At 50.4% G+C, this 19,046-nt stretch carries 23 protein-coding genes; 7 read left to right on the top strand and 16 right to left on the bottom strand.

The window, feature by feature from the left end; genetic code table 11:
• Positions 1–223: 223 nt before the first annotated feature.
• Complete coding sequence (locus MPHASIOC01_RS21745; RefSeq protein WP_156519021.1) at positions 224–766, bottom strand: chorismate mutase; 543 nt, start codon at positions 764–766, stop codon at positions 224–226.
• Positions 767–946: 180 nt separating this feature from the next.
• Positions 947–1,846 (bottom strand): LysR substrate-binding domain-containing protein, encoded by a 900-nt coding sequence (locus MPHASIOC01_RS21740; protein ID WP_353613292.1) that lies wholly within the window; start codon positions 1,844–1,846, stop codon positions 947–949.
• 165 nt (positions 1,847–2,011) lie between these two features.
• Between MPHASIOC01_RS21740 and MPHASIOC01_RS21735 the strand changes: the two genes are divergently transcribed.
• Genes MPHASIOC01_RS21735 through MPHASIOC01_RS21725 form a run of 3 tightly spaced genes read left to right on the top strand, consistent with a single transcriptional unit; the run spans position 2,012 to position 3,729 of the window.
• Entirely contained in the window at positions 2,012–2,545 is a 534-nt protein-coding gene (locus MPHASIOC01_RS21735) for a sugar ABC transporter (RefSeq protein ID WP_353613291.1), read from the top strand.
• A gap of 4 nt (positions 2,546–2,549) precedes the next feature.
• The gene (locus MPHASIOC01_RS21730) at positions 2,550–2,876 is read left to right on the top strand and encodes a hypothetical protein (RefSeq protein WP_353613290.1); all 327 of its coding nucleotides are present in this window, start codon (positions 2,550–2,552) and stop codon (positions 2,874–2,876) included.
• A 13-nt stretch (positions 2,877–2,889) separates the two neighbouring features.
• Entirely contained in the window at positions 2,890–3,729 is an 840-nt protein-coding gene (locus MPHASIOC01_RS21725) for an MBL fold metallo-hydrolase (RefSeq protein ID WP_353613289.1), read from the top strand.
• A gap of 155 nt (positions 3,730–3,884) precedes the next feature.
• Here MPHASIOC01_RS21725 and MPHASIOC01_RS21720 read toward each other — a convergent pair whose 3' ends face one another.
• Positions 3,885–4,361: a GNAT family N-acetyltransferase gene (locus MPHASIOC01_RS21720; protein WP_353613288.1), complete on the bottom strand. Its 477-nt coding sequence runs from the start codon at positions 4,359–4,361 to the stop codon at positions 3,885–3,887.
• Positions 4,362–4,556: 195 nt separating this feature from the next.
• On the bottom strand, positions 4,557–4,988 hold the full coding sequence (locus MPHASIOC01_RS21715) for a bifunctional diaminohydroxyphosphoribosylaminopyrimidine deaminase/5-amino-6-(5-phosphoribosylamino)uracil reductase RibD (RefSeq protein WP_353613287.1): 432 nt from the start codon (positions 4,986–4,988) through the stop codon (positions 4,557–4,559).
• A 309-nt stretch (positions 4,989–5,297) separates the two neighbouring features.
• On the opposite strand from MPHASIOC01_RS21715, the gene MPHASIOC01_RS21710 reads away from it, so the two are divergent.
• From MPHASIOC01_RS21710 to MPHASIOC01_RS21695, 4 genes are all read left to right on the top strand, one after another.
• Positions 5,298–5,789, top strand: a complete 492-nt coding sequence (locus MPHASIOC01_RS21710; protein ID WP_353613286.1) for a hypothetical protein — start codon at positions 5,298–5,300, stop codon at positions 5,787–5,789.
• Between the two features lie 158 nt (positions 5,790–5,947).
• Complete coding sequence (locus MPHASIOC01_RS21705) at positions 5,948–6,229, top strand: hypothetical protein (protein WP_353613285.1); 282 nt, start codon at positions 5,948–5,950, stop codon at positions 6,227–6,229.
• Positions 6,230–6,465: 236 nt separating this feature from the next.
• Complete coding sequence (locus MPHASIOC01_RS21700) at positions 6,466–6,807, top strand: hypothetical protein (protein ID WP_353613284.1); 342 nt, start codon at positions 6,466–6,468, stop codon at positions 6,805–6,807.
• Between the two features lie 149 nt (positions 6,808–6,956).
• Entirely contained in the window at positions 6,957–7,184 is a 228-nt protein-coding gene (locus tag MPHASIOC01_RS21695) for a DUF1737 domain-containing protein (protein WP_353613283.1), read from the top strand.
• Positions 7,185–7,573: 389 nt separating this feature from the next.
• Here the strand turns inward: MPHASIOC01_RS21695 and MPHASIOC01_RS21690 are convergent, their stop codons facing one another.
• The 12 genes from MPHASIOC01_RS21690 to MPHASIOC01_RS21635 are packed head-to-tail and all read right to left on the bottom strand — an operon-like array spanning position 7,574 to position 18,996.
• A complete protein-coding gene (locus tag MPHASIOC01_RS21690) occupies positions 7,574–8,803 on the bottom strand; it encodes a beta-ketoacyl-ACP synthase (RefSeq protein WP_064596360.1) in 1,230 nt (409 codons plus the stop codon).
• Positions 8,800–9,531: a 3-ketoacyl-ACP reductase FabG2 gene (locus MPHASIOC01_RS21685; protein WP_353613282.1), complete on the bottom strand. Its 732-nt coding sequence runs from the start codon at positions 9,529–9,531 to the stop codon at positions 8,800–8,802. Before MPHASIOC01_RS21685 ends, MPHASIOC01_RS21690 begins: the two co-directional genes overlap by 4 nt.
• On the bottom strand, positions 9,528–10,004 hold the full coding sequence (locus tag MPHASIOC01_RS21680; RefSeq protein WP_064596357.1) for a hypothetical protein: 477 nt from the start codon (positions 10,002–10,004) through the stop codon (positions 9,528–9,530). The genes MPHASIOC01_RS21685 and MPHASIOC01_RS21680 overlap by 4 nt, the downstream gene beginning before the upstream one ends.
• Positions 10,001–11,170: a beta-ketoacyl-[acyl-carrier-protein] synthase family protein gene (locus MPHASIOC01_RS21675; protein WP_064596355.1), complete on the bottom strand. Its 1,170-nt coding sequence runs from the start codon at positions 11,168–11,170 to the stop codon at positions 10,001–10,003. Before MPHASIOC01_RS21675 ends, MPHASIOC01_RS21680 begins: the two co-directional genes overlap by 4 nt.
• A 1-nt stretch (position 11,171) precedes the next feature.
• The gene (locus tag MPHASIOC01_RS21670) at positions 11,172–11,759 is read right to left on the bottom strand and encodes a DUF3261 domain-containing protein (RefSeq protein ID WP_064596353.1); all 588 of its coding nucleotides are present in this window, start codon (positions 11,757–11,759) and stop codon (positions 11,172–11,174) included.
• A complete protein-coding gene (locus tag MPHASIOC01_RS21665; RefSeq protein WP_405027743.1) occupies positions 11,756–14,065 on the bottom strand; it encodes an MMPL family transporter in 2,310 nt (769 codons plus the stop codon). Before MPHASIOC01_RS21665 ends, MPHASIOC01_RS21670 begins: the two co-directional genes overlap by 4 nt.
• Positions 14,052–14,657: an outer membrane lipoprotein carrier protein LolA gene (locus tag MPHASIOC01_RS21660; RefSeq protein ID WP_064596350.1), complete on the bottom strand. Its 606-nt coding sequence runs from the start codon at positions 14,655–14,657 to the stop codon at positions 14,052–14,054. Before MPHASIOC01_RS21660 ends, MPHASIOC01_RS21665 begins: the two co-directional genes overlap by 14 nt.
• Positions 14,654–15,076 (bottom strand): thioesterase family protein, encoded by a 423-nt coding sequence (locus tag MPHASIOC01_RS21655; RefSeq protein WP_064596349.1) that lies wholly within the window; start codon positions 15,074–15,076, stop codon positions 14,654–14,656. Before MPHASIOC01_RS21655 ends, MPHASIOC01_RS21660 begins: the two co-directional genes overlap by 4 nt.
• A 3-nt stretch (positions 15,077–15,079) precedes the next feature.
• A complete protein-coding gene (locus tag MPHASIOC01_RS21650) occupies positions 15,080–16,771 on the bottom strand; it encodes a glycosyltransferase (protein WP_064596347.1) in 1,692 nt (563 codons plus the stop codon).
• The gene (locus MPHASIOC01_RS21645) at positions 16,762–17,115 is read right to left on the bottom strand and encodes a hydroxymyristoyl-ACP dehydratase (RefSeq protein ID WP_064596345.1); all 354 of its coding nucleotides are present in this window, start codon (positions 17,113–17,115) and stop codon (positions 16,762–16,764) included. The genes MPHASIOC01_RS21650 and MPHASIOC01_RS21645 overlap by 10 nt, the downstream gene beginning before the upstream one ends.
• Positions 17,102–18,466: an AMP-binding protein gene (locus tag MPHASIOC01_RS21640; RefSeq protein ID WP_353613281.1), complete on the bottom strand. Its 1,365-nt coding sequence runs from the start codon at positions 18,464–18,466 to the stop codon at positions 17,102–17,104. Before MPHASIOC01_RS21640 ends, MPHASIOC01_RS21645 begins: the two co-directional genes overlap by 14 nt.
• Complete coding sequence (locus MPHASIOC01_RS21635; protein WP_064596504.1) at positions 18,463–18,996, bottom strand: hypothetical protein; 534 nt, start codon at positions 18,994–18,996, stop codon at positions 18,463–18,465. The genes MPHASIOC01_RS21640 and MPHASIOC01_RS21635 overlap by 4 nt, the downstream gene beginning before the upstream one ends.
• Between the last annotated feature and the right edge of the window lie 50 nt (positions 18,997–19,046).

The following is a 19,046-nucleotide window of genomic DNA, read 5'->3' as shown; positions in this document are numbered from 1 at the left end:
GAACGTATCCCGGCTCAGGGAAGTGCTAAACAGGGATGAATCCGTGCACATCAAAGGTAAAATTCGGTCTCAGATATATTCCAGGAAACATCGTTCAGGGGGATGCATTTCTATAGTCCGGCCCGCCACCTCAAGATGTAAGTCCAGTGCGGAGCAGTATTTTGACTGCGCTGTCGAAGCGGAAGAACGCGTCTGTTGCGGCGGGGACTTGACCTCCGTTTCGTTAACTGGCTCGCTCAATGCGCGACAGGGCTGACAGCAGATTATTTTTATCCGCAGCGCTAAGTCCTGGTGCCGTCATCTGCGATATAAGCCACGCCATATCGGCTTCGGTAAAGGAGCCGGCCATCAGACGCTGGCTGATGGCCGTCATCAGCCGATTATCAGTCTGTTGTATCTTTTGTCTGGTATCCGCAAGTTCGGTAACGTGAACCCTGGCCTGCGGTGTGGCCAGCCAGTCGGCCAGGCAGCGGTACTGAATTGCCTTCCCGGCATTCATCAGCGCATGGACAAAAGGGACAACGGTGTCGGAAGCAAGCCCGGCGTCCTGAGCATTTTGTCTCATACCGTCTATGACAACTTTCTCCCGCGACAGGTCTTCAACGGGTAAGTGATGCTGCGCTTTATAGCCAGCCACCGCTGGCATTAACAGCATGCGTTCATTCAGTGCGGATGACAGTTCCTCGAGCGACACGGAGGTCACTGAACTGGCAAAAACTGTACTGCACATAAACAGTGAAGAGAGGAAAATGGCAAAAGAGTGCATAATGAATCCGCTCAGTTGGATGAAAGGCTGATATTAAATTACACGCTTAATAATAACATTGTGTGATTATTTTATTTCAAAAATATAACAATGGGTGAAAGTATGCTCTTGATTAAGGATAGCGTTGCATCGACTCGTTGAACTCACAGCGAAAAATGGACGTAACCTCACCGTTCGGTTTTAAGCTGTGCTTGCAGGCGTATTCATTTCAGCAAGCAACCAGCGTTCAAAACTCTCCAGAGCCACCTCATTTATTCCCGTTTCCGTCGGTTTTACTAAACAGAATTTTTTGCTAAGGCTGTCTGAGGCAGGCCAGGGCGAAACAAGCATGCCGCAGCTCAATTCATTCTCGATATACATACGCGGAACCAGTGCAATCCCTTGCCCCGCCATAACAGCAGCAATTACCATTTCATGAAGATCGTACCATACACCCTGAGCCGGGTTATCGAGGTGTATTCCACTTTCCCGGGCATAGTGATGCCATGCATCAGGATTCTGTCGACGGTGAATTCGCGGAAGTTCGTTTAACTGTTGATTGACGTCACTATCTGTCAACAATGCAGGATGGCAAACAGGCAGCAGCTTTTCCTGAAACAGGAATAGCATACGCATGCCTGCCCATGCGGAATGTTCAAAATGAATGACAGCGTCAAAGCCACTGCCAGGTAAAATGAACGGATCGGTTCTGGCCGCAATATTTAGCGTTATGTCCGGGAACAAAGAGTTAAAGCTGTTCAGACGGGGAATAAGCCAACGGCTGGAAAAGGTCGGCAGGACGGCGATATCCAGATTCTTACTGCCTTCAGGCATTCCCATTATGTACTGTGTGTCTCTTTCGAGCCGTTCGAGCGTTTCATGCACATGATGTGCGTAGCACGCACCGACAGGGTTAAGCTTCACCCGGCTTCCCATACGGTCAAACAATTTACAGTTCAACAAAGCTTCAAGACGCGCAATCTGGCGGCTAATGGCCCCTTCCGTTAACGACAACTCCTCTGCGGCCCGGGCAAAATTACCATGTCTTGCGGCGGCATCAAAAGCCTGCAGGGACGCACTACTGGGGATTTTTCTGCGCATAAAACCTGATCCTTTCTCAGAGCCTGCAACGTGCTTATATTGACTTAATGTCACTATATCGTGACATATTATCGATTTTAAGTTGTGAAATCAGCTTATAGCATGATCAAAAGTCATTAAGAGAATGTATTTTCTTACGTCTATGTTTCATGTGGAGATGAGCTGATGTTCTATACCGTGGAATGCTCGTATAACGAACCTGAAAGCGAGGAAGAATGGAATGCCTTTTACAGCAAGCAAAAACTACCCGCTTTAATATCTGTTACTGGCTTTGCTACGTCTCAACGCTTTCGCGCAACCCAATCCGGCTGCCCTGTATACCTTGCCATTCATACTATTCATGATGCGGATGTTCTCAGCAGTGAGGATTACCGTTTAAAAGGAGGTGGTAATTTCTCTCGTTGGCAGGCCTGCATTACTGACTGGCATCGTAACCTGTATGCGGGTGAAGGCCTCGCTCCAGCCATATCTTCCGATGAAATTCTGCTATTGAGTCCAAAGCCAATCGACTTTTTAGATAAAGAACGGGGATACAGGGGGCTGGAAATGCATGCGGTGGGGCTGGATAAATCCCCTGTATATCGTGTTGCGTATGTTTTGCCTGTTGAAATTGCCTCACTATTTACAGAGGTCCCCAGTGTGTGCCTCTACGAACCTCTGACAGCACAGTTGCAAAATGCTGAAGAAGGGAAGCTATAACATCATGCCTAATCTGACTTTTTATATTTCTGAAAATCACGGTGACAAGTTTAAAAACCTTGATGATTTTACCCATAAATGCAGTGTCCTGTGTTGTGACATCCTCGGCGCAGAACCCAAAAACATTCATATCATTTTTGTCTATGTAAAGGCGGGATGCGGGCAACCGGTCTGTGCTGAGCTCTTTTATCGTTTGACAGCGCTACGTACCCATGAAGTGATGGAGAACTTTATGCGTCAACTGGATTTTGCCACTCAGCAGGTCTCTGGTCTGACAACTCGTATTCGCTGTTTTGGTTACCCAGCAGAACACATATTCGCCCGCAACTAACCCCGAGGTATCGATGAGCCATCCCTTTCCGTTCCGTCAGATTGGAGATTTTCAAATAACTGCGCTGAGTGACGGCAATATGTCCGCCAGTCTGGATTTGCTGTCAGGCATCGAAAAAGCTGATGCGAACATCATTCAATGCAGTGCCGGAATCAATAAGCCCGGTGATATCCATATAAACTGTTATCTTATTCGCGGTCGGGGTCGAATAATTTTGGTTGATGCTGGCACAGGTTCGCTGAACAATATGGCAGGACAACTCAAAGCAAATCTTGCCACAGCGGGTGTCAGCCCTGACGATGTCGATACAGTTTTATTGACACACTGCCATCCGGATCATATTGGGGGCCTGCTGGATTCTGAAAAACAGCCGGTTTTTAAACGCGCTGAAATTATTCTTCATCCTCTCGAAGCACAATACTGGCAGGACGATGAAAAACTCAAAATAGCGAATGAGCGTGGGCAACGTAATTTTTGGCTGGCCCGCCAAATGTTAGACACTTATGCCCGGAATGTGCGTTTTTTTAACGGCGACAAAATAGCAGAAGGCATTCTCCCGGTATGGCTACCTGGGCATACCCCCGGGCATACAGGATTTCGTATCGATGCCGATGAAGAGTGCTTATTAATATGGGGAGACATCGTCCATTATCCTCATATTCAGTCAGCACAACCCGCTGTTACTATTTTATTCGACACCGATCCCGCTCAGGCAGAGGAAACAAGGCAGAAAATTATGGAAAAAGCTGTCAGCGAAAAACTGCTGATTGCAGGCATGCACTTAAGTCATGCCGGGTTTGCCAGCGTACTCAGGAAAGGTAATGGATACCGCATTTCCTACTGTGAAAAATGAATGGGTATGCCAGCTTGTTGTTTATTCGCAGCGTTCAGGGTCATCTTTGCCCGCTCCTGGCCCGGAGCGGACAAGTTACCTGAGCGGAAGGGCTGCAGAGAGCGAAAACAGACTTGTTATTCAAATTGTACTGGATTTTGTTTAGTGTCAGTGTCTCAGTCCGCAATAGATTTACTCATGTTTACGCCCGTAATCCCAAATCCGCTGGTTACATATATATGCTGGGCGCGAGTATTATCACCCGCAACACGCAATCTGATCTCTTTAAAATCCTTCGCCCGCAGATACTCTTCAAAAGCACGTAGAGACTGTTTGCCAAGCCCCAGTCCTTGGCTGGAATTGAAGATATGAAAATCGTAGATAAAAACGATGCGCATAGTCGTATCTGGTTTGTACCAGAGATAACCTACATGGTTGTCAGTATTATCCGAGTGCGCAACTATACACAATAGAACTTGCCCATGCGTCTTAACGCCCTCGGGAAGCAATTCCGAAATTTCCTGCTTCGCTCTTGCAAGAGAATCACGTTGGGAGATCCCGTAGTTTGATCCGATCTCATATGCATAATCATGAACAAAATATTCCAGGTAAGCAGGATACTCATTTTCCGTCATCGATCGGAAATAAATCACATTTGAGTCCTCAGGCTTATGATATTGATAAATATTACGATATTAATAACGCTGAGGTTACCTATGGTCAATAGGATTCACTTCTAACATACAAGTTGCAGCTCGTTGATTAACATAAAACTGCGTTTTGATGTCCGCCGTGAGCGATCTGCTGACATTGCTGGCATCGCGGTGTATTAATCATCTGGGAGCAGGTCATGACTTCACTAAATAGGGTGAAATAAAGTCCTCCACTTCTTGTTTGCCAAGACCTAATGTGAAACTGACACCTGCATTTTTTAAGATATTGAGTCCTTCACCCCTGTTTCTAGGGTGTGGATCTTCTAAAGCTACATAGACATGTTTTGGCTTCAACTCTGCAAGTGTTAATGCACAGGATGGGGTTCTTCCCTGGAAAGAGCACGGTTCAAGCGTGACAAAGATTTCACATTCCCGAATTGGAAACTTTAGTTTAGAAATTGCGTCTACCTCAGCATGATTATGGCCCGGGGAATGCGTGAACCCTTTCGAGACCACTTCCCCGTTATGAACAATCACGCACCCTACCGGTGGATTAGGCCTGCATTCCGGTAATGCTTGGCGGGAGTGTTCAAGCGCCAACAACATGAATTTTAGTTTTTCACTCATCCAATTTACGTCTTTTTGTGTCAGTCATTTGCTGCCTGTTTTTAAGGGGGGCTGATACTAATGTCAACAAATGATCGTAGCCATTTAACGCGGCTTCTTTACCACCACCATGCACAGATTCTGTCCTCCGAGCAACTACAACAACGCCTTCTCTTGGCACTCAAATGCCGTAGTGCAGTTATGAGCGAGAAGCGGACTGGCTGCACCACAAGGTGATTTAGGCGTCTAACTTGGCTTAAAATCCCAGTTATTAAAGTTATGTATTTTTCTGCCGATGTAACATGGACGTCCATTCAAGGAAGAAGGCCCATGAAAAGTATGGTTTTATCAGCGTCGCTTCTATCATTTATAGTTCCAGTTTCGTATGGCCAAGAGAATTTTCAACATGAACAAATTAAACCATATGTGATTGGTTTTCTTAAAAAGGCAGCGGGTCCAACTGGCAGTTGTGATTTATTCAAAGGTTTTTTAGCAAAAGAACCTTCAAGTCCACGTATGAAGAAAATGATGTTGGGTTTTTGCGATAGTGATATCGATTTTTCAAAGCCAATTTCATTCTCCGAAATGAAAACTCATCACTTCGAGGGTGGGGATTATGTTTGCGGAATCATTTCTGGTAAAACAGAAATGAATAGAAAAATAGGTGTTCGTTTTATTTCTGCTGAGCCATACCATTTGATATTGAATGTAAAATACTCACGCCGACCCGTTCTATACGCATCTGACGATGAGTTCTTAGTGAGTGAATATCAATTGCAAATCAAGTCATTCAATGGTCTTCACGAGAAGTATTGTAAGTAAATTAAAGTTTCAGAATGAAATAAGTGGGATCAATGAATTACATTTCTGATTTTTATTAAAATTTAAATTATTGCACCCAAACTCACATGTGCAATTTAGGAACATATATGAGCGTATAAATTTATTATTCAGCCATAAGAAATCTACCTGTCAATCCAGTGGAAAAAGTACATTTTCAGTCAATTGTAGATGCTTTTAATGAGGATTTCCCTTACAAAGATGAAGGTGAAACACTATCATTTTACAGCGTGCCATCAGATGAATACATATTGGAAGGGGCAATTAAACTCCCTTATCGAGACGAAAATATTATCGTTAAGTCAGTTACTTATTGGCTAAACGCTATCACTCATTTAACATCTGCATTATCAACAGCAGAATGGGATGTCCACATCGATGATTGTCCCGCCTCATGGGTGGATGATCATTGGGAAATGTAGCTATTGTGATGATTTTATAATCATGAATATTTAATATATTTGAATTAATTATGAAGAATTTTATTGCATTAATTTATTTTTCCATAGAAGAAACGGCGTTGGTTGTAGTGAGTTTCAGCTTTGAGCGAAGAGCAGACATATCGTTCAAGTCTATATATTCTGCAGTGTTACTCACCTCGTTTTTAATAAACCACTATGCTAGTTTGTGAAGTCTATACCAGCGTTAAGGAGATGCTATGGGTGTTGAATTGCACATAACGAGAGCTGAATTTTGGGCAGATAATGAGGATGCGCAGATAACCGCAGATGAATGGCTTAACTACATTAATAACGATAATGAATTAAGCAGATATATTATAAACGGCGATTACAACGCCTTGTGGTCAGGTCACTCTTTGTACGAAGAACCATGGCTTGACTGGAGCGCAGGTAATATTTATACCACATGGCCCGATACATACCTGTATAGAAAGATGTTGCGGATTACAAGACACTTTAATGCCCAAGTCATGGATGATGATGGTACGATTTACAGTGACGAATCGCAGTGGGAGTATGATCCGTCAACTAACGCTTAACGTCTGCTTATAGCACACAGGGGGCGTCCGGGCTCGGGAGCACTCCCCTGGACGCATGGTCCAGATTGACCATTATGGTATTTTATGGTTTTGTGAAGGTAAGAATAACGACAGAGCCTATAAGGCTCAACTTGAAGATGAGCACTACCATGATCAACCCAGAAATAAAAAATAAGGGCCATGAATCTCCGGATGGTCTACCTCGTTATCGTCTCCTGACTGGTAAGGATGACGCTAAATTTTGTCATCGGATTTCAGAAGCGCTGGCGCTTGGTTATCAACTGTATGGTTCACCCGCCGCGACGTTTAATGGGCAGGATGTGATTGTTGCACAGGCTATCATATGGCCTGAGGTACAACAGAAACAGGATTCGTAGTAATGGCGTCCTGAATCCGTCCGGTGCTGTTTTTCACCGCCGGTGTCTGTCGTAAGGTAATGTCATCACTCATCGCGACACATTTTTTCTTTACGCAGGCCTTTTGGTTACTTCCGTCTTTCACTGTTTGTCAGAAGTGTAAGCAGCAGTAATCCCCACTCTGTGCTTTAATCAACGAGATATCGTTTACAAATTAAACGACCTATTCTCAATAGCAGAGGAGGGATAACCCCTGCCTTCGCCGGGTTCCCGTGCCTGGTAATGTGCCCATGATACACATTATTATTCAGCCCCTGGCACTCAGCAGACATTCCTGATATTCCCTTTAATGTCCCACGCCGGTTTTACATTGCACCCCCGACGAACAATTCTCCGGGGGCGCGACACAGTCAGGCCCAGCGTTTAATAATGATGGATGTGTTGATACCGCCGAATGCAAAGTTATTGCTCTGCAGGTATTCACAATCAATGTGGCGGGCTTCGCCAATAATGTAATCAAGCTCACCGCACTGCTCATCTGGTTGGTGCAGGTTAATGGTTGGCGCAAACCATCCTTCCCGCATCATCTCAAGGCTCATCCAGGCCTCCAGTGCGCCACATGCGCCAAGGGTGTGCCCAAAATAGCTTTTTAACGATGAAATCGGCGTTTTATTTCCAAAAATTGCTGCGGTGGCCTGGCTTTCTGCAATATCCCCACGGTCCGTGGCTGTGCCGTGTGCAGATATATAGCCAATATCGCTGGCAGATAATCCGGCAATATTTAATGCTTTTTCCATACACACTTGCATGGTGGCCTTCTGCGGTTGAGTAATATGTGCCGCATCACAGTTGGTGGCAAACCCAACAATTTCACCATAAATGGTGGCGCCACGGGCTTTGGCGTGTTCCAGTTCTTCAAGAATCAACGAGCCTGAACCTTCACCAATGACCAGCCCGTCGCGGTTTTGGTCAAATGGGGAAGGGGTGGTGTGTGGCGCGTCATTACGCTGGCTGGTGGCGAATAACGTATCAAATACTGCCGCTTCAGATGGGCACAACTCTTCAGCGCCACCGGCCACCATAACAGTCTGATACCCGTGGCGAATGGCTTCCCAGGCATATCCAATGGCCTGGCTACCCGATGTACAGGCGCTGGAAGTGGGAATGACTCGCCCGCGCAGGCCAAAAAACAACCCCGTATTTACGGCGGTGGTGTGTGGCATCATCTGCACATAGGTGGTACCGGTAATATTATTAGTGTGCTTTTCTGTGAGCATGGTGGCGAACTCACTCACCGGCCCGGTGCTCCCGGTAGAGGAGCCGTAAGCGATGCCGGTTTCTCCGCTGGTGAGTACCGGGTCATCAATCAGCCCGGCCTCAGTCAGTGCCAGTTCAGTAGCGCGGGTGGAGAGCAGTGAAACTCGGCCCATAGCGCGAATGCGCTTACGTGTATAATGGTCTGGTAGTGTGAAATCATCGATTGGCGCACCCAGTAACGTATGCAGCCCGTCATAAACCTGCCATTCTGGCATTTTACGTACAGCATTTTTGCCGGCCAATAAGCGGCTGGCAACGTTTGCCCAGTTTTCCCCAAACGCAGTTACCCCACCCATGCCAGTAATGACAACACGCCTTGTCATAACATACCTCCGTTTATAGAAATCACCTGGCGAGTGACATAACCGGCGATATCAGACATTAAATAACTGGCCAGCCCGGCAACCTCTTCGGCTTGCCCCATTCGTTTCATGGGGATCATGGACATAGCTTCTTTCATTGCAGTTTCTTCAAGTGCGACCATTCCCGTATCAATCAGACCGGGAGCAATGCAGTTGACAGTGATTTTGCGTTTTGCCAGCTCAATGGCGAGGGCTTTGGTCGCGCCAATAATGCCCGCTTTTGCAGCGCTGTAATTTACCTGCCCACGGTTGCCCATCACGCCAGAAACCGATGAAAGCGTGATGATCCTTCCGCCCTGACGGGCACTGATCATGGGCATTATGCAAGGGTGAATAACGTTGTAAAAACTATCCAGATTGGTATGGATAACACGGTCCCAGTCGTCATCGCTCAGGGAGGGAAACGCGCCATCCCGCGTGATCCCGGCATTACTCACAACCCCGTACCAGGCACCGTGAGACTCAATATCCTGTTCAATAACTTCCTGGCATTGCTGGCGGTTGGCAACATCGAAACATAAAAGCCGCCCCTGGCCGCCAGCCTGTTCAATGGCATCCAGTGTGGCACGCGCGCCAGAGGCATCGCTGTGATAATGCACTCCGACAATAAAACCATCTGCCGCCAGTTGCCGGGCAATGGCCTGGCCTATGCCTTTACTGGCACCAGTGACAAGCACGGAACGTTTCATGGCGTTTTTCCCTGTTGAAAAAGTGAAGCTAATTCCTCGCTATCGGGCTGGAAGGTATTAATGCGCCCGGTTGCCAGGGTTTGATTAAGGTGGCTGATTGTGCATTCAAAACTGCCGAAGCGGGCATCCTGCATCAGCAGGCTGACATGGATATCCAGTATTACATCAGCCGGGAATTCACCTGCAGGGCAGGTATATTCGCGGGCGCCCAGCACCATACCCAGTGCAATGCTTTGTTGACCACGTTGCTGGCGGTGCCAGCCGGACCAGACCCCAACGGTTTGTGCCATCAGTTCCAGACCGTACCAACCGGGCAGGGTATGTTCCGCTGTCAGAAAAGGCGCTAACACCCCAGCAGAGTGAATAGCGACCCGGCAATCGGCACTGTTATCGGCCACGCTGACGACTTCATCCAGCAGTATCATGGGGGATTCATGCGGCAGATAGTTGCCGGGTGGCTGGTAGCGGCTCATGAGGTTCTCCCTAAAATAATACTGGCGTTGTTTCCCCCAAAGGCGAACGAGTTTGACATGATAATGGGGCGAACCAGGGGCTGTGATTGCTGGAGAATGCCACAGGGCGGTAATGCCGGGTCGAGTGGCGATAGCGTAAAGTCCTGGGCTGGTAAAGGCAGCCTCTGGCGCAAAATCAGGGCGCTCAGTGCTGCTTCAGTAATGCCTGCTGCGCCCAGTGTATGGCCGGTCAGGTGTTTGGTGGAGCTGCAAGGTATTTTGTCGCCAAATAAATCATGCACTACCCTGGATTCTATCTGGTCGTTAAGACGGGTGGCGGTACCGTGCAGATTGATATACCCAATCTCATTTGCAGACAGCCCGGCATTATCCAGCGCCTGCTGGATTGCCTGAATCGCACCTTTCCCTTCCGGATGCGGGGCAGAAATATGCCAGGCATCGCTGGATTCCCCAACCCCCAGTAATGCGAGATCCTGTGGTGTTTTGGTCAGCACCATCAGTGCCGCACCTTCGCCAATGGTGATGCCGCTTCGGTCACGGCTGAATGGCTGGCACAGACCAGGCGAGAGCGATTCAAGGCTATGGAACCCGTTAACCGGCATACGGCTCAGCGTGTCAGCGCCGCCAACAATAGCAATATCGGCAAGGCCCGCCGCAAGCAGGCGTTGCCCGCTGATAATAGCCCGGGCGCTGGATGAACACGCGGTTGACAGCGTAAATGCCGGGCCCGTGGTGCCAAGCCATTTACTGAGAAAACGCGAAGGGTCACCTAATTCTTGCTGTGGGTAGCGCCAGTGCTCGCTGGGCTGGCCTGTCAGGCTCAGGCGCACATGCTGGTCACCTTCATCCAGCCCGGACGTGCTGGTACCCATCACAATAGCGATTCGCGCCAGCCCGTATTGTGCAATGGCCTGGTCAACGGTGGGCTGGATTTGCGCCAGTGCCGCCAGCAGCAACTGGTTGTTGCGGGTGTGATGCGCATGGAATGTCTCGGGAATGACTGGCAGCTCGCCGTCCACTCCGCCCAACACCGCCTGCGGGTGGCCGGACAACCACCCAGCTCGTGGGCGCATGCCGGGGGATTTACCCTGCACCAGGTGTTGTGCCACCCCGGCTGCGGTATTCCCCAGTGCATTAATCACACCGATGGCAGAAATATAAATCATATCAGTCGCCCAGATATTGAATGGTGATGTGGTATTTAAACGCGTGTTGCTCAATGCTTATTGGTTCACGGCGACCTTTGCGTTGTATATAGGTAATATCGGTGATTAACGCCCCTTTAGCGTTACGCAGTTCGCGTTTATCGCCTTTGTCCTGCAGTGTCCAGCCGCGGGGTAATTGTGGTTGCCATGCACTGAGCGGCCAGTGGCTGAGCATAACATCTGCCAGCACCTGGCTTGCAGGGGGCAATTGTGGAACCACTATTGACTGTTCGGTATGCAACCCGGTTTTGTCATAGGTCACTAAAAATAACCGAATACCAATAGATGACAGCCCTGCCAGCGCGATTTTTTTATCGTCCGCATTCAGCATCACCAGCAGTGACTGAGTCTTGCCGTTAAAAGACCCGGTGAGCAATTGTTGGGAATTAACCGCCGGAGAAATGCCCGGCGCAGGTAGCGTGACGCGGGTACCCGGTTCCAGCCAGGCCTGAGGCCGCCCGGCATCACTTGCGTTTTTGTGGTAGCTGCACCCGCTGATTAACGTGGCGGCAAGGCACAAGAAGGTAGAGAACAACACACGTTTAATCATTTCACTTTTCTCTTTTTATGGGGCATGGCAAGTGGGGAGAGCAGCCATGCTGAGAAAATGCCACTGACCAGGACAATACCAAAGCTGCTGATTGCCTGCGTCGTGCTGAAGACCAGCATGCCGAGGGTTAATAATGTGGTCAGCATTGCCAGCGTGATTGCCAGCAATGAGGTTACCGGGGTGCCGCGCGGGTTACTGAAAAACAGGGTGTAGTTAATCCCAATCCCCAGAACCAGAACCAGGGCCAGTAATGAAAACAGGTTTACAGCATGCTGGCTGAACGCCAGTACGGCCAGGCCACAGCCTAACGACAGTACAGACGGAACCAGGGTGACCAGCCCCTGACGTAGCCCCTGGCGGAAGATGGCACTGGCTGCAATGACCGCCAGCGCTACCAGTAATAAGCGGGTAAGCACCGTGCGGTAATGGGAAAAGAGCGTGTCGAAAGCCGCTTTACGGTCCACCCAGCTCACGCCAGGTAATTGCTGCGCAATGCCTGCCATAATCTCACTCTTTTGAGCATCCACCCCGTCTACCGGTACCAGAACACCACTGGTTCCGTCAGGAAGCGTCATCCACATCAACCGCCAGCCTTCACTTGCCGGGCTTGCCAGCCATTGAGGTACGGTAACCGGCATGGGCGTCAGGTCTGGCGTGAACGACGTAATCCCCGCCTGGCTTAGCGCCTTTTCTACTGTGGGGGCCGCCTGATGCAGCAGCGCTAAATCCGCTGCCTGGCGTTTTAATGAATTCAGGCCAACAGTGCGGTACTGGTGAATAACCCCTTGTTGCCGGGCTTTATCCAGTTCAGGCTTCAGGGCTTCCAGGCGTTCCAGTGTTTGTTGGGCATTCTTGCCATACACCACAAACCACTTTTGTTCGAGACTTTGCCCGGTTAACCGGGTGATGGTTTTTTCCTGAGCGAGTAATGACTGTGGCAGCGCCTGGAGCTGCGTGATGTCATCATTGATGCGCACCTGGCTGAGGCCTGCCAGGCACAGGCAAAACAGCCCGCAAGGCAACCCAATACGCAGTATGTTGTTACGCCGCCATGCTGCCAGCCAGCGTAGTAACAATGCCATCGCGGGGACCGGGCGAACAGGCAGACGCTGGCTTAGCCACGGGTGCCAGAACAGAACTGTCAGACAGGATGCACTCAAACCGGCTGCTGCAAATACCGCCATCTGGCGTATTCCCGGGAAGGGCGTGAGCATCATCAGCAGGTATGCGGCAATAGTGGTCAATAATGCCAGCAGCAGGGCATTACGCACTTTGGCCAGGCTTTCCCACGGGGTTACGGCTTCGCCATGCACCATGCGCTCAGTTAAATAATAGAGTGAGTAATCAGCTGAAATCCCAATAATGCTCATGCTCATCACCAGCGTCATCAGGTGTAATTCACCAAAGATAAGCAGGGTCATCAGTGTACCGGCCAGTGCGCCTGTGGCAATGGAGAGCAGGCATAACAGCAACGGGCGGAGTGAGCGGAAAGTGGCAACAATCAGCAGTAGCACTCCAATAATCGTCACCGTGCCCAGAGAGGACATATCCCGTTTGGCTTGCTGGCTGGCATAATCACTGTAAAAAACGGTGCCCCGGGAAAGTAGCCGGGCGTCGGGGTAAGCTGCTTTCAATTGTTGCTCCAGTGCCGCCAGCGTGGTGACAAGCTGGTGGTTCTGGTGCATATCAAAAGCGTGGCCTGCCAGTTCGCCATGTATGAGATACCAGTAACGCCCCTGGTCATCCTGGGTGACCAGCCAGCCATCCATCAGGCGGAGTTTCTGGCCGCTTTGCGCCTGTGCCAACTGTGCGCCACGCATCAGCATCAGCGGGTCGTTGTGCAACTCTTTGGCACTGACTCCGGAAAATGCTGAGTAGAGTTGGCCCAGCACCCACTGCGCCTGCGCGCTTCCTCCATGTTCAAGGCGTTGCCTTGTCGCACTGTCAATCAGCCCATTGCGGTGTTGCCAGTAAAACGTGCCCCAGGCTTGCTGACTGGCCGCGTCCATTGGCCCTTTTACCTTGCTGAATAACGGGTTGTGTTGCAGGGCATTCAGCCAGAACCGGGCGGCCTGAGGCCGTGCTTCTTTGCCCGGGCTTACCAGCCACACCAGTTGTTTATCCAGGCGCGTTATAAATGCATCGTTCAGTGCCGGTGGCATATTGCCTGTGGCCTGCTCTGGCAACATCGCCAGTACGCTACTGTTTATTTTGGCTCCTGGCAGAATGCAGAACAATGCTGCCAGCATGGCGAGGCAAACCGCCGCCCACAGGTAAGCCGGAGTGCGGGAATTAGTGTTCGTCAAAGCGTTTACGCTCTTCATCGGTAAGTGTTGCGGGCGTTAAACGGTGGTCAGAAAGCACTATCCGGGTTTGGTCACCTTGCTTGTCGTAGAGTTGAATGCTGTCAAGCCAGGTCTGCCCGGCCAGGTCGATTGACGTGAAAATTTTATCCAGCGGTGTGGTGATGGGTTGTAAACGTAACGACCAGCGCCCTTGTCCTTTATCCTGAAAATCAAGACGGAAGTTTTGTTCCAGTACACTTCTGTCGGCCTGAAACAGCGCGCGCAATAAATGGTTAAACTGAAACATTTGCGGATTATTTTCAGCCGTAACCACTTGTGGTGGCTGCCCGTTAATGATTTGCACCATACGGGTATTATTCAGCATCAGTAGCATAGAAAAGGGCGATTTCTGGTCCCATAGCAACCCCTGGTCACGGGCAATCAGCATATCTCCCTGAGATAACAGAGGCTGAGGCATATCTTTGATAGTGCGGGTCTGCTCAAAATGCGCACGGATAACCGGCGTTTGCGTGAAACGCTGTTGCAGTTCATCCAGCGTAATGGCACAGGCAAAATGGCTGAACAGAGTGAAGACGAGTGCCCAGTATTTCATTGCGTAACTCCCATACGTTCAAACAGCACCGGCGGGCTGATAAAACACATTTCCCGGCTGGCTTCTTCTACGGCAACCTGAATGGTATAGCCCGTGGTGGTACGCTTCCCTGAAGCATCATCAAAAATTTGGTAGTCAATGCGCAGGCGGTTTTCATATTCGGTTACCTGGGCCCGCACGCGAATTTTTTGCTCAAAAGTCAGTACATCGCGATATTTCACCCGGGTATCGACTACGGGCCAGACATAACCGGATTCTTTCATTTGCCGGTAACCATAATTGAACTGGTTGAGCAATGCTTCGCGGGCAATTTCGAAATACCGAAAATAGTTGCCGTGCCACACCACACCCATCATATCGACATCATGAAAAGGAATGGTCAGCGTGACTTCCGTGGTGAAACGTGGGTTGTTTAACACCTGTTACTCCTTATCGTCGGCGTCGGGCAGGCGCCAGAAATCAAAAAAGTTGAACCAGTCCAGTGGTGACATGAGGGCGTAATGCTCCAGCCGCTCAGCATAACGGTCAATAGTCTGCTGTAATGCCTGTTGACGGTTGCCCCGGGGGAGCAATAGCGGGTTGGCGAATGGTTCACAGTGGATGCACAGTTGCCCGTGTTGCGAAAGGGCAAACAGCAGGAAGACCGGGCAACGCAGAATGGAAGCCAGAATAAATGGCCCTTGTGGAAACGGCGCCGGATGCCCCATGAACTGGCTCCAGGTGACCCGCCAGTCACCACGTTGCGGGTTAACGGCCAGACGGTCACCGACAATGGCAACCCACTCTCCCTGGTCGAGCTTTTCTTTGAGCAACATGGCGGTTTCTGGCCCGATATCATTGACCGGGATCAGGTTCAGCCCCGCTTGTGGCGCCATCTCTTCCATGATTTGTTTAAACCGTTGCGCATTTTCATGAAACACCAGGGCATTAATGGTTTTGTCGCCCTGCAACTGAGCGAGTGCCCGGCAGACTTCAACATCGCCCAAATGGGAAGCCAGTAATAACTGGCCCTGAGGTGAGGTTAAGTCCAGGTGTTCCTGCGCGCCGGGGGCGAACTGAATCTGCTTACCTGGCTGTAATTCACCCCGCCAGCTGGCAATTTTATCCAGCATAGACTGGCTGAAACGCAAAAAGTGAAAATAACTGTTGAGGTGCGGCGGGACCGGTCGGTGTTGTTCCGCCAGCCGGGTTTTTACCCGGTTCAGCCACTGTTGTGATGCAGCACGCGCCCGGCGCGCCAGTAGCCAGTAAACCGCGACCACCGGCCACAGTAAAACTGAGAATGCATTGCGCCCAAGATACTGCCAAACTTTCAGCATGATACGCATTCCCCACAGCCCACTGACTTCCTGCTGTTTTGCCCAGTGCTGAGTGTGGCGCTGGCGTAGCAGAAGGGCAGGAAGGCGGGGCAACATGCCAAAAAACAAACGCGTATGCATACACGAGATACGCACATTGTCTTTAAACGCGTCAAAATGCGATAACCCATCTTCCGGGTAAGTCACGCGGGTTGGGACAAAATGGCTGTTGTGCCCTTGCCAGTAGAGGCGAACCATGACTTCTGTATCAAAGTCCATCCGTTTGCCTAATGTGACCTGGTTTGCCAGGCGCAAAGTAGGGGCAATTGGGTAGACACGAAATCCACACATGCTGTCTTTCAGTTGCAGTGACAGGGTTTCTATCCACACCCATACGTGGGTTATCCAGCGGCCATACAGCCGTGAACGGGGAATGGAGTCGTCATAAATGGGCGCTCCGGAAATCAGGTCGTCCGGATATTGCTGAGCCAGCGCCAGCAGTGCAGGAATATCTTCAATGGCGTGCTGGCCATCGGCATCGACTTGTACCGCGTGGGTAAACCCGTGTTGTGCCGCCACAGTTAAACCGTGGACAACGGCCGCGCCTTTGCCCGCGTTTTGTGGCAGGTGGATCAGTTGCACATTCTGGTTGCCATTCGCCAGCGCTTCCAGTTGGCGCTGTGTGGCCGAATCACTTCCGTCGTCCACAATAAAACAAGGCAGAGCGAAAGGGGACAGCCGTGACAACACCCCGGCCATCATTGCGCCGTGGTTATAGCAAGGAATGACAACGCAGGGGGAGAAGTTTACCGACATAGTTTTATCTTCCCGCTACTGGCTGCATGGCGCTCATCACCCTCATGGCGGTGATAACTGAACGTAAGTATTTGCTTTTCAGGAAACCAGCGAATGACCAGGGTGACAATGTTGCCAGGCAGCAGTGGCGACTGAAACTTCACGTTCTGAATACTGAGAAAGCGAAAGCCCGGAGCCAGTACGGTTATGGCGTAGTGCATCACCCAGTCAAGTTGGGCGACACCTGGCAATAAAGGTTGTATGGCAAAATGCCCGCGAAACCACAACAGTTCAGGGTCAAGGGCCAGCACAAGCTCTGTCTCATTGGGCTGCACTGTGGTGCGCGCAATTTCACGAGGTCTCATGGAATAGTTCCTGTAATTGCCCGTAGACACGTTTATTCATGCTGTTGACCGGGATTTCTTGAATAACTCGCCAGTAACGCGGTATGGCAACAGGCTCAAGCCAGGGCAATAAAGCCTGCCGCCAGGCGAATTCCAGCGTTTTTTTGTTTGATGTACACCATAAAGCGTAATGTGCTTCATCCAGCACCAGCAAAGCGCCAATGCCCTGGCGGCCACCCCGGGATAAAGGGAGTGCGGCGGCGTCTTTCACGCCGTCCAGCTCCAGCAGGCGCTGCTCAACTTCCGTTAATGAAATCCGTTTCTCTTCGATTTTCACCACCCGGCCCCGCCGCCCGGATAACTGGAAACTGCCGTCATCATTGAGTTCCAGCATATCGTCCAGTATCAGTCCTGACGGGTTGTCAATCAGTGGGGAATGGGCAATGTATTTCTCGGCCTGATGCGCAAAATAAACACCCGGGAAGGGAACCCATGGTTGTTGGTCCTGCTCTCTGTGCCGCCACGCTAAAATCCCGGTTTCAGTACTGCCATAGATTTCATCAACCGCGTGACCCAGCCAGTCGCGGGTATATTGCACATCATGCCAGGGCAGCATGCCGCCAGCGGAAAACGTCATGGCCACTTGTGGTGCGGGTAACTGGTTATCCAGGCGTTTAAGAAACGCCGGGCTACTGATAAATACATAACGATATTGCGGGGTGAGTGCCGCCAGTTGTTCGGCGTAATACAGCATGGCTGCATGCAGTGGCAGGCCTAACGCCATCGGCAGAACAATACGAAAGGTGAGGCCGTATAAATGCTGAGGAACCACCGATGCAACCACCCGGCAATCCTTCACCTGCGGGGCAAACCGGGCAGCCAGAATTTGGGCTTCCTGATCCAGTGTGGCAATGCGCTTCACAACCCGCTTGGGTTGCCCGGTTGAGCCTGAGGTAAACAGCTCAATAAACTGGTTATCATCAATAACCGGAAGTGGTGGTTGCTCTGTAATCGTTGCTTCACCAGACGAGGAGACAACCAGCAAGTTTTCAGGCCATGACAGCGGTTTGTCGCTCAGTATCCCGTCAAAAAACACACACTGTTCTTTTAGCAGTGCGATACGGGAATGCCCGGGAATAACCGGAATTTTTCGCGCACAGAGCGTTGCCAGTAACGCAACAATAAACAGGTAACTGTTTTCAAAGCACAATGCCCAGCGTTCGCCCGGGTGGTTGTTGAGTTGGGCCAGCAGCTGTGCGACATCATAGCGCAGCCGGGCTTGTGTCCAGGTGTTATCGCCAAGCCAGGCAATGGGGGTGGCGTCAGCACGCGTATTACCCAGCCACTGAGACAAGGGAAGTGTGTGTGTCATGGTCTTTCTCGTTTCATTACCCTGCGGCGCACCAGCCACTCAGCAGCCATTAAACCACCCATGAGAAAATAAGCGATTAGCCCGTTCCAGGTGGTCCAGAGCGCCAGATCCCCTGACAGCGCTGTACCAAGCGCGATGCTGCCGTTAGCGACAAAAAATACGCACCAGACTTGTGTGACACGGCGAGTGTACCGCACCCCATCTGGCGGCAATTGTGGCTCTTTCAGGCGTGCAATACGCTCAACCAATGGCATGGATGTAAAAAGTGATCCACCAAACAGCGCCAGCATGACCAGGTTTACAACTACCGGGTAGAAAAGTAGTAACTGATGAGTGCGCAACACAAAACTGGCAACGCACAGTACTAACCCGGCGGCGGCTGCACTCAGTGCGACGAGGCGCAAAGGGCCTGTTCTTCGCCGGACTTGCCTGAGGCGCAAAACCAACAGCAATGCCATTACAGGGAGTAACCAGTGCAGGCCGTTATGTGCCAGGCCAAACCAGACGAAAAAAGGCCATGCCAGCAGCATTAATGCCGTTATCAGCACCAGCAACCGTTGATAAAAATGCCGCACGGCAA

It is taken from the genome of Mangrovibacter phragmitis, assembly GCF_040429585.1.
Taxonomy (GTDB): Bacteria; Pseudomonadota; Gammaproteobacteria; order Enterobacterales; family Enterobacteriaceae; genus Mangrovibacter; species Mangrovibacter phragmitis.
The sequence above is the reverse complement of the archived record's forward strand: the minus strand, read 5'-3'. Positions and strand labels throughout refer to the sequence as shown.

Bases quoted from the DNA above. Each gene is read 5' to 3' on its own strand.
- MPHASIOC01_RS21745 (WP_156519021.1), bottom strand. From the start codon at position 766: ATGCACTCTTTTGCCATTTTCCTCTCTTCACTGTTTATGTGCAGTACA.
- MPHASIOC01_RS21740 (WP_353613292.1), bottom strand. From the start codon at position 1,846: ATGCGCAGAAAAATCCCCAGTAGTGCGTCCCTGCAGGCTTTTGATGCC.
- MPHASIOC01_RS21735 (WP_353613291.1), top strand. From the start codon at position 2,012: ATGTTCTATACCGTGGAATGCTCGTATAACGAACCTGAAAGCGAGGAA.
- MPHASIOC01_RS21730 (WP_353613290.1), top strand. From the start codon at position 2,550: ATGCCTAATCTGACTTTTTATATTTCTGAAAATCACGGTGACAAGTTT.
- MPHASIOC01_RS21725 (WP_353613289.1), top strand. From the start codon at position 2,890: ATGAGCCATCCCTTTCCGTTCCGTCAGATTGGAGATTTTCAAATAACT.
- MPHASIOC01_RS21715 (WP_353613287.1), bottom strand. From the start codon at position 4,988: ATGAGTGAAAAACTAAAATTCATGTTGTTGGCGCTTGAACACTCCCGC.
- MPHASIOC01_RS21710 (WP_353613286.1), top strand. From the start codon at position 5,298: ATGAAAAGTATGGTTTTATCAGCGTCGCTTCTATCATTTATAGTTCCA.
- MPHASIOC01_RS21700 (WP_353613284.1), top strand. From the start codon at position 6,466: ATGGGTGTTGAATTGCACATAACGAGAGCTGAATTTTGGGCAGATAAT.
- MPHASIOC01_RS21695 (WP_353613283.1), top strand. From the start codon at position 6,957: ATGATCAACCCAGAAATAAAAAATAAGGGCCATGAATCTCCGGATGGT.
- MPHASIOC01_RS21690 (WP_064596360.1), bottom strand. From the start codon at position 8,803: ATGACAAGGCGTGTTGTCATTACTGGCATGGGTGGGGTAACTGCGTTT.
- MPHASIOC01_RS21685 (WP_353613282.1), bottom strand. From the start codon at position 9,531: ATGAAACGTTCCGTGCTTGTCACTGGTGCCAGTAAAGGCATAGGCCAG.
- MPHASIOC01_RS21680 (WP_064596357.1), bottom strand. From the start codon at position 10,004: ATGAGCCGCTACCAGCCACCCGGCAACTATCTGCCGCATGAATCCCCC.
- MPHASIOC01_RS21675 (WP_064596355.1), bottom strand. From the start codon at position 11,170: ATGATTTATATTTCTGCCATCGGTGTGATTAATGCACTGGGGAATACC.
- MPHASIOC01_RS21670 (WP_064596353.1), bottom strand. From the start codon at position 11,759: ATGATTAAACGTGTGTTGTTCTCTACCTTCTTGTGCCTTGCCGCCACG.
- MPHASIOC01_RS21660 (WP_064596350.1), bottom strand. From the start codon at position 14,657: ATGAAATACTGGGCACTCGTCTTCACTCTGTTCAGCCATTTTGCCTGT.
- MPHASIOC01_RS21650 (WP_064596347.1), bottom strand. From the start codon at position 16,771: ATGTCGGTAAACTTCTCCCCCTGCGTTGTCATTCCTTGCTATAACCAC.
- MPHASIOC01_RS21645 (WP_064596345.1), bottom strand. From the start codon at position 17,115: ATGAGACCTCGTGAAATTGCGCGCACCACAGTGCAGCCCAATGAGACA.
- MPHASIOC01_RS21640 (WP_353613281.1), bottom strand. From the start codon at position 18,466: ATGACACACACACTTCCCTTGTCTCAGTGGCTGGGTAATACGCGTGCT.
- MPHASIOC01_RS21635 (WP_064596504.1), bottom strand. From the start codon at position 18,996: ATGCTGCTGGCATGGCCTTTTTTCGTCTGGTTTGGCCTGGCACATAAC.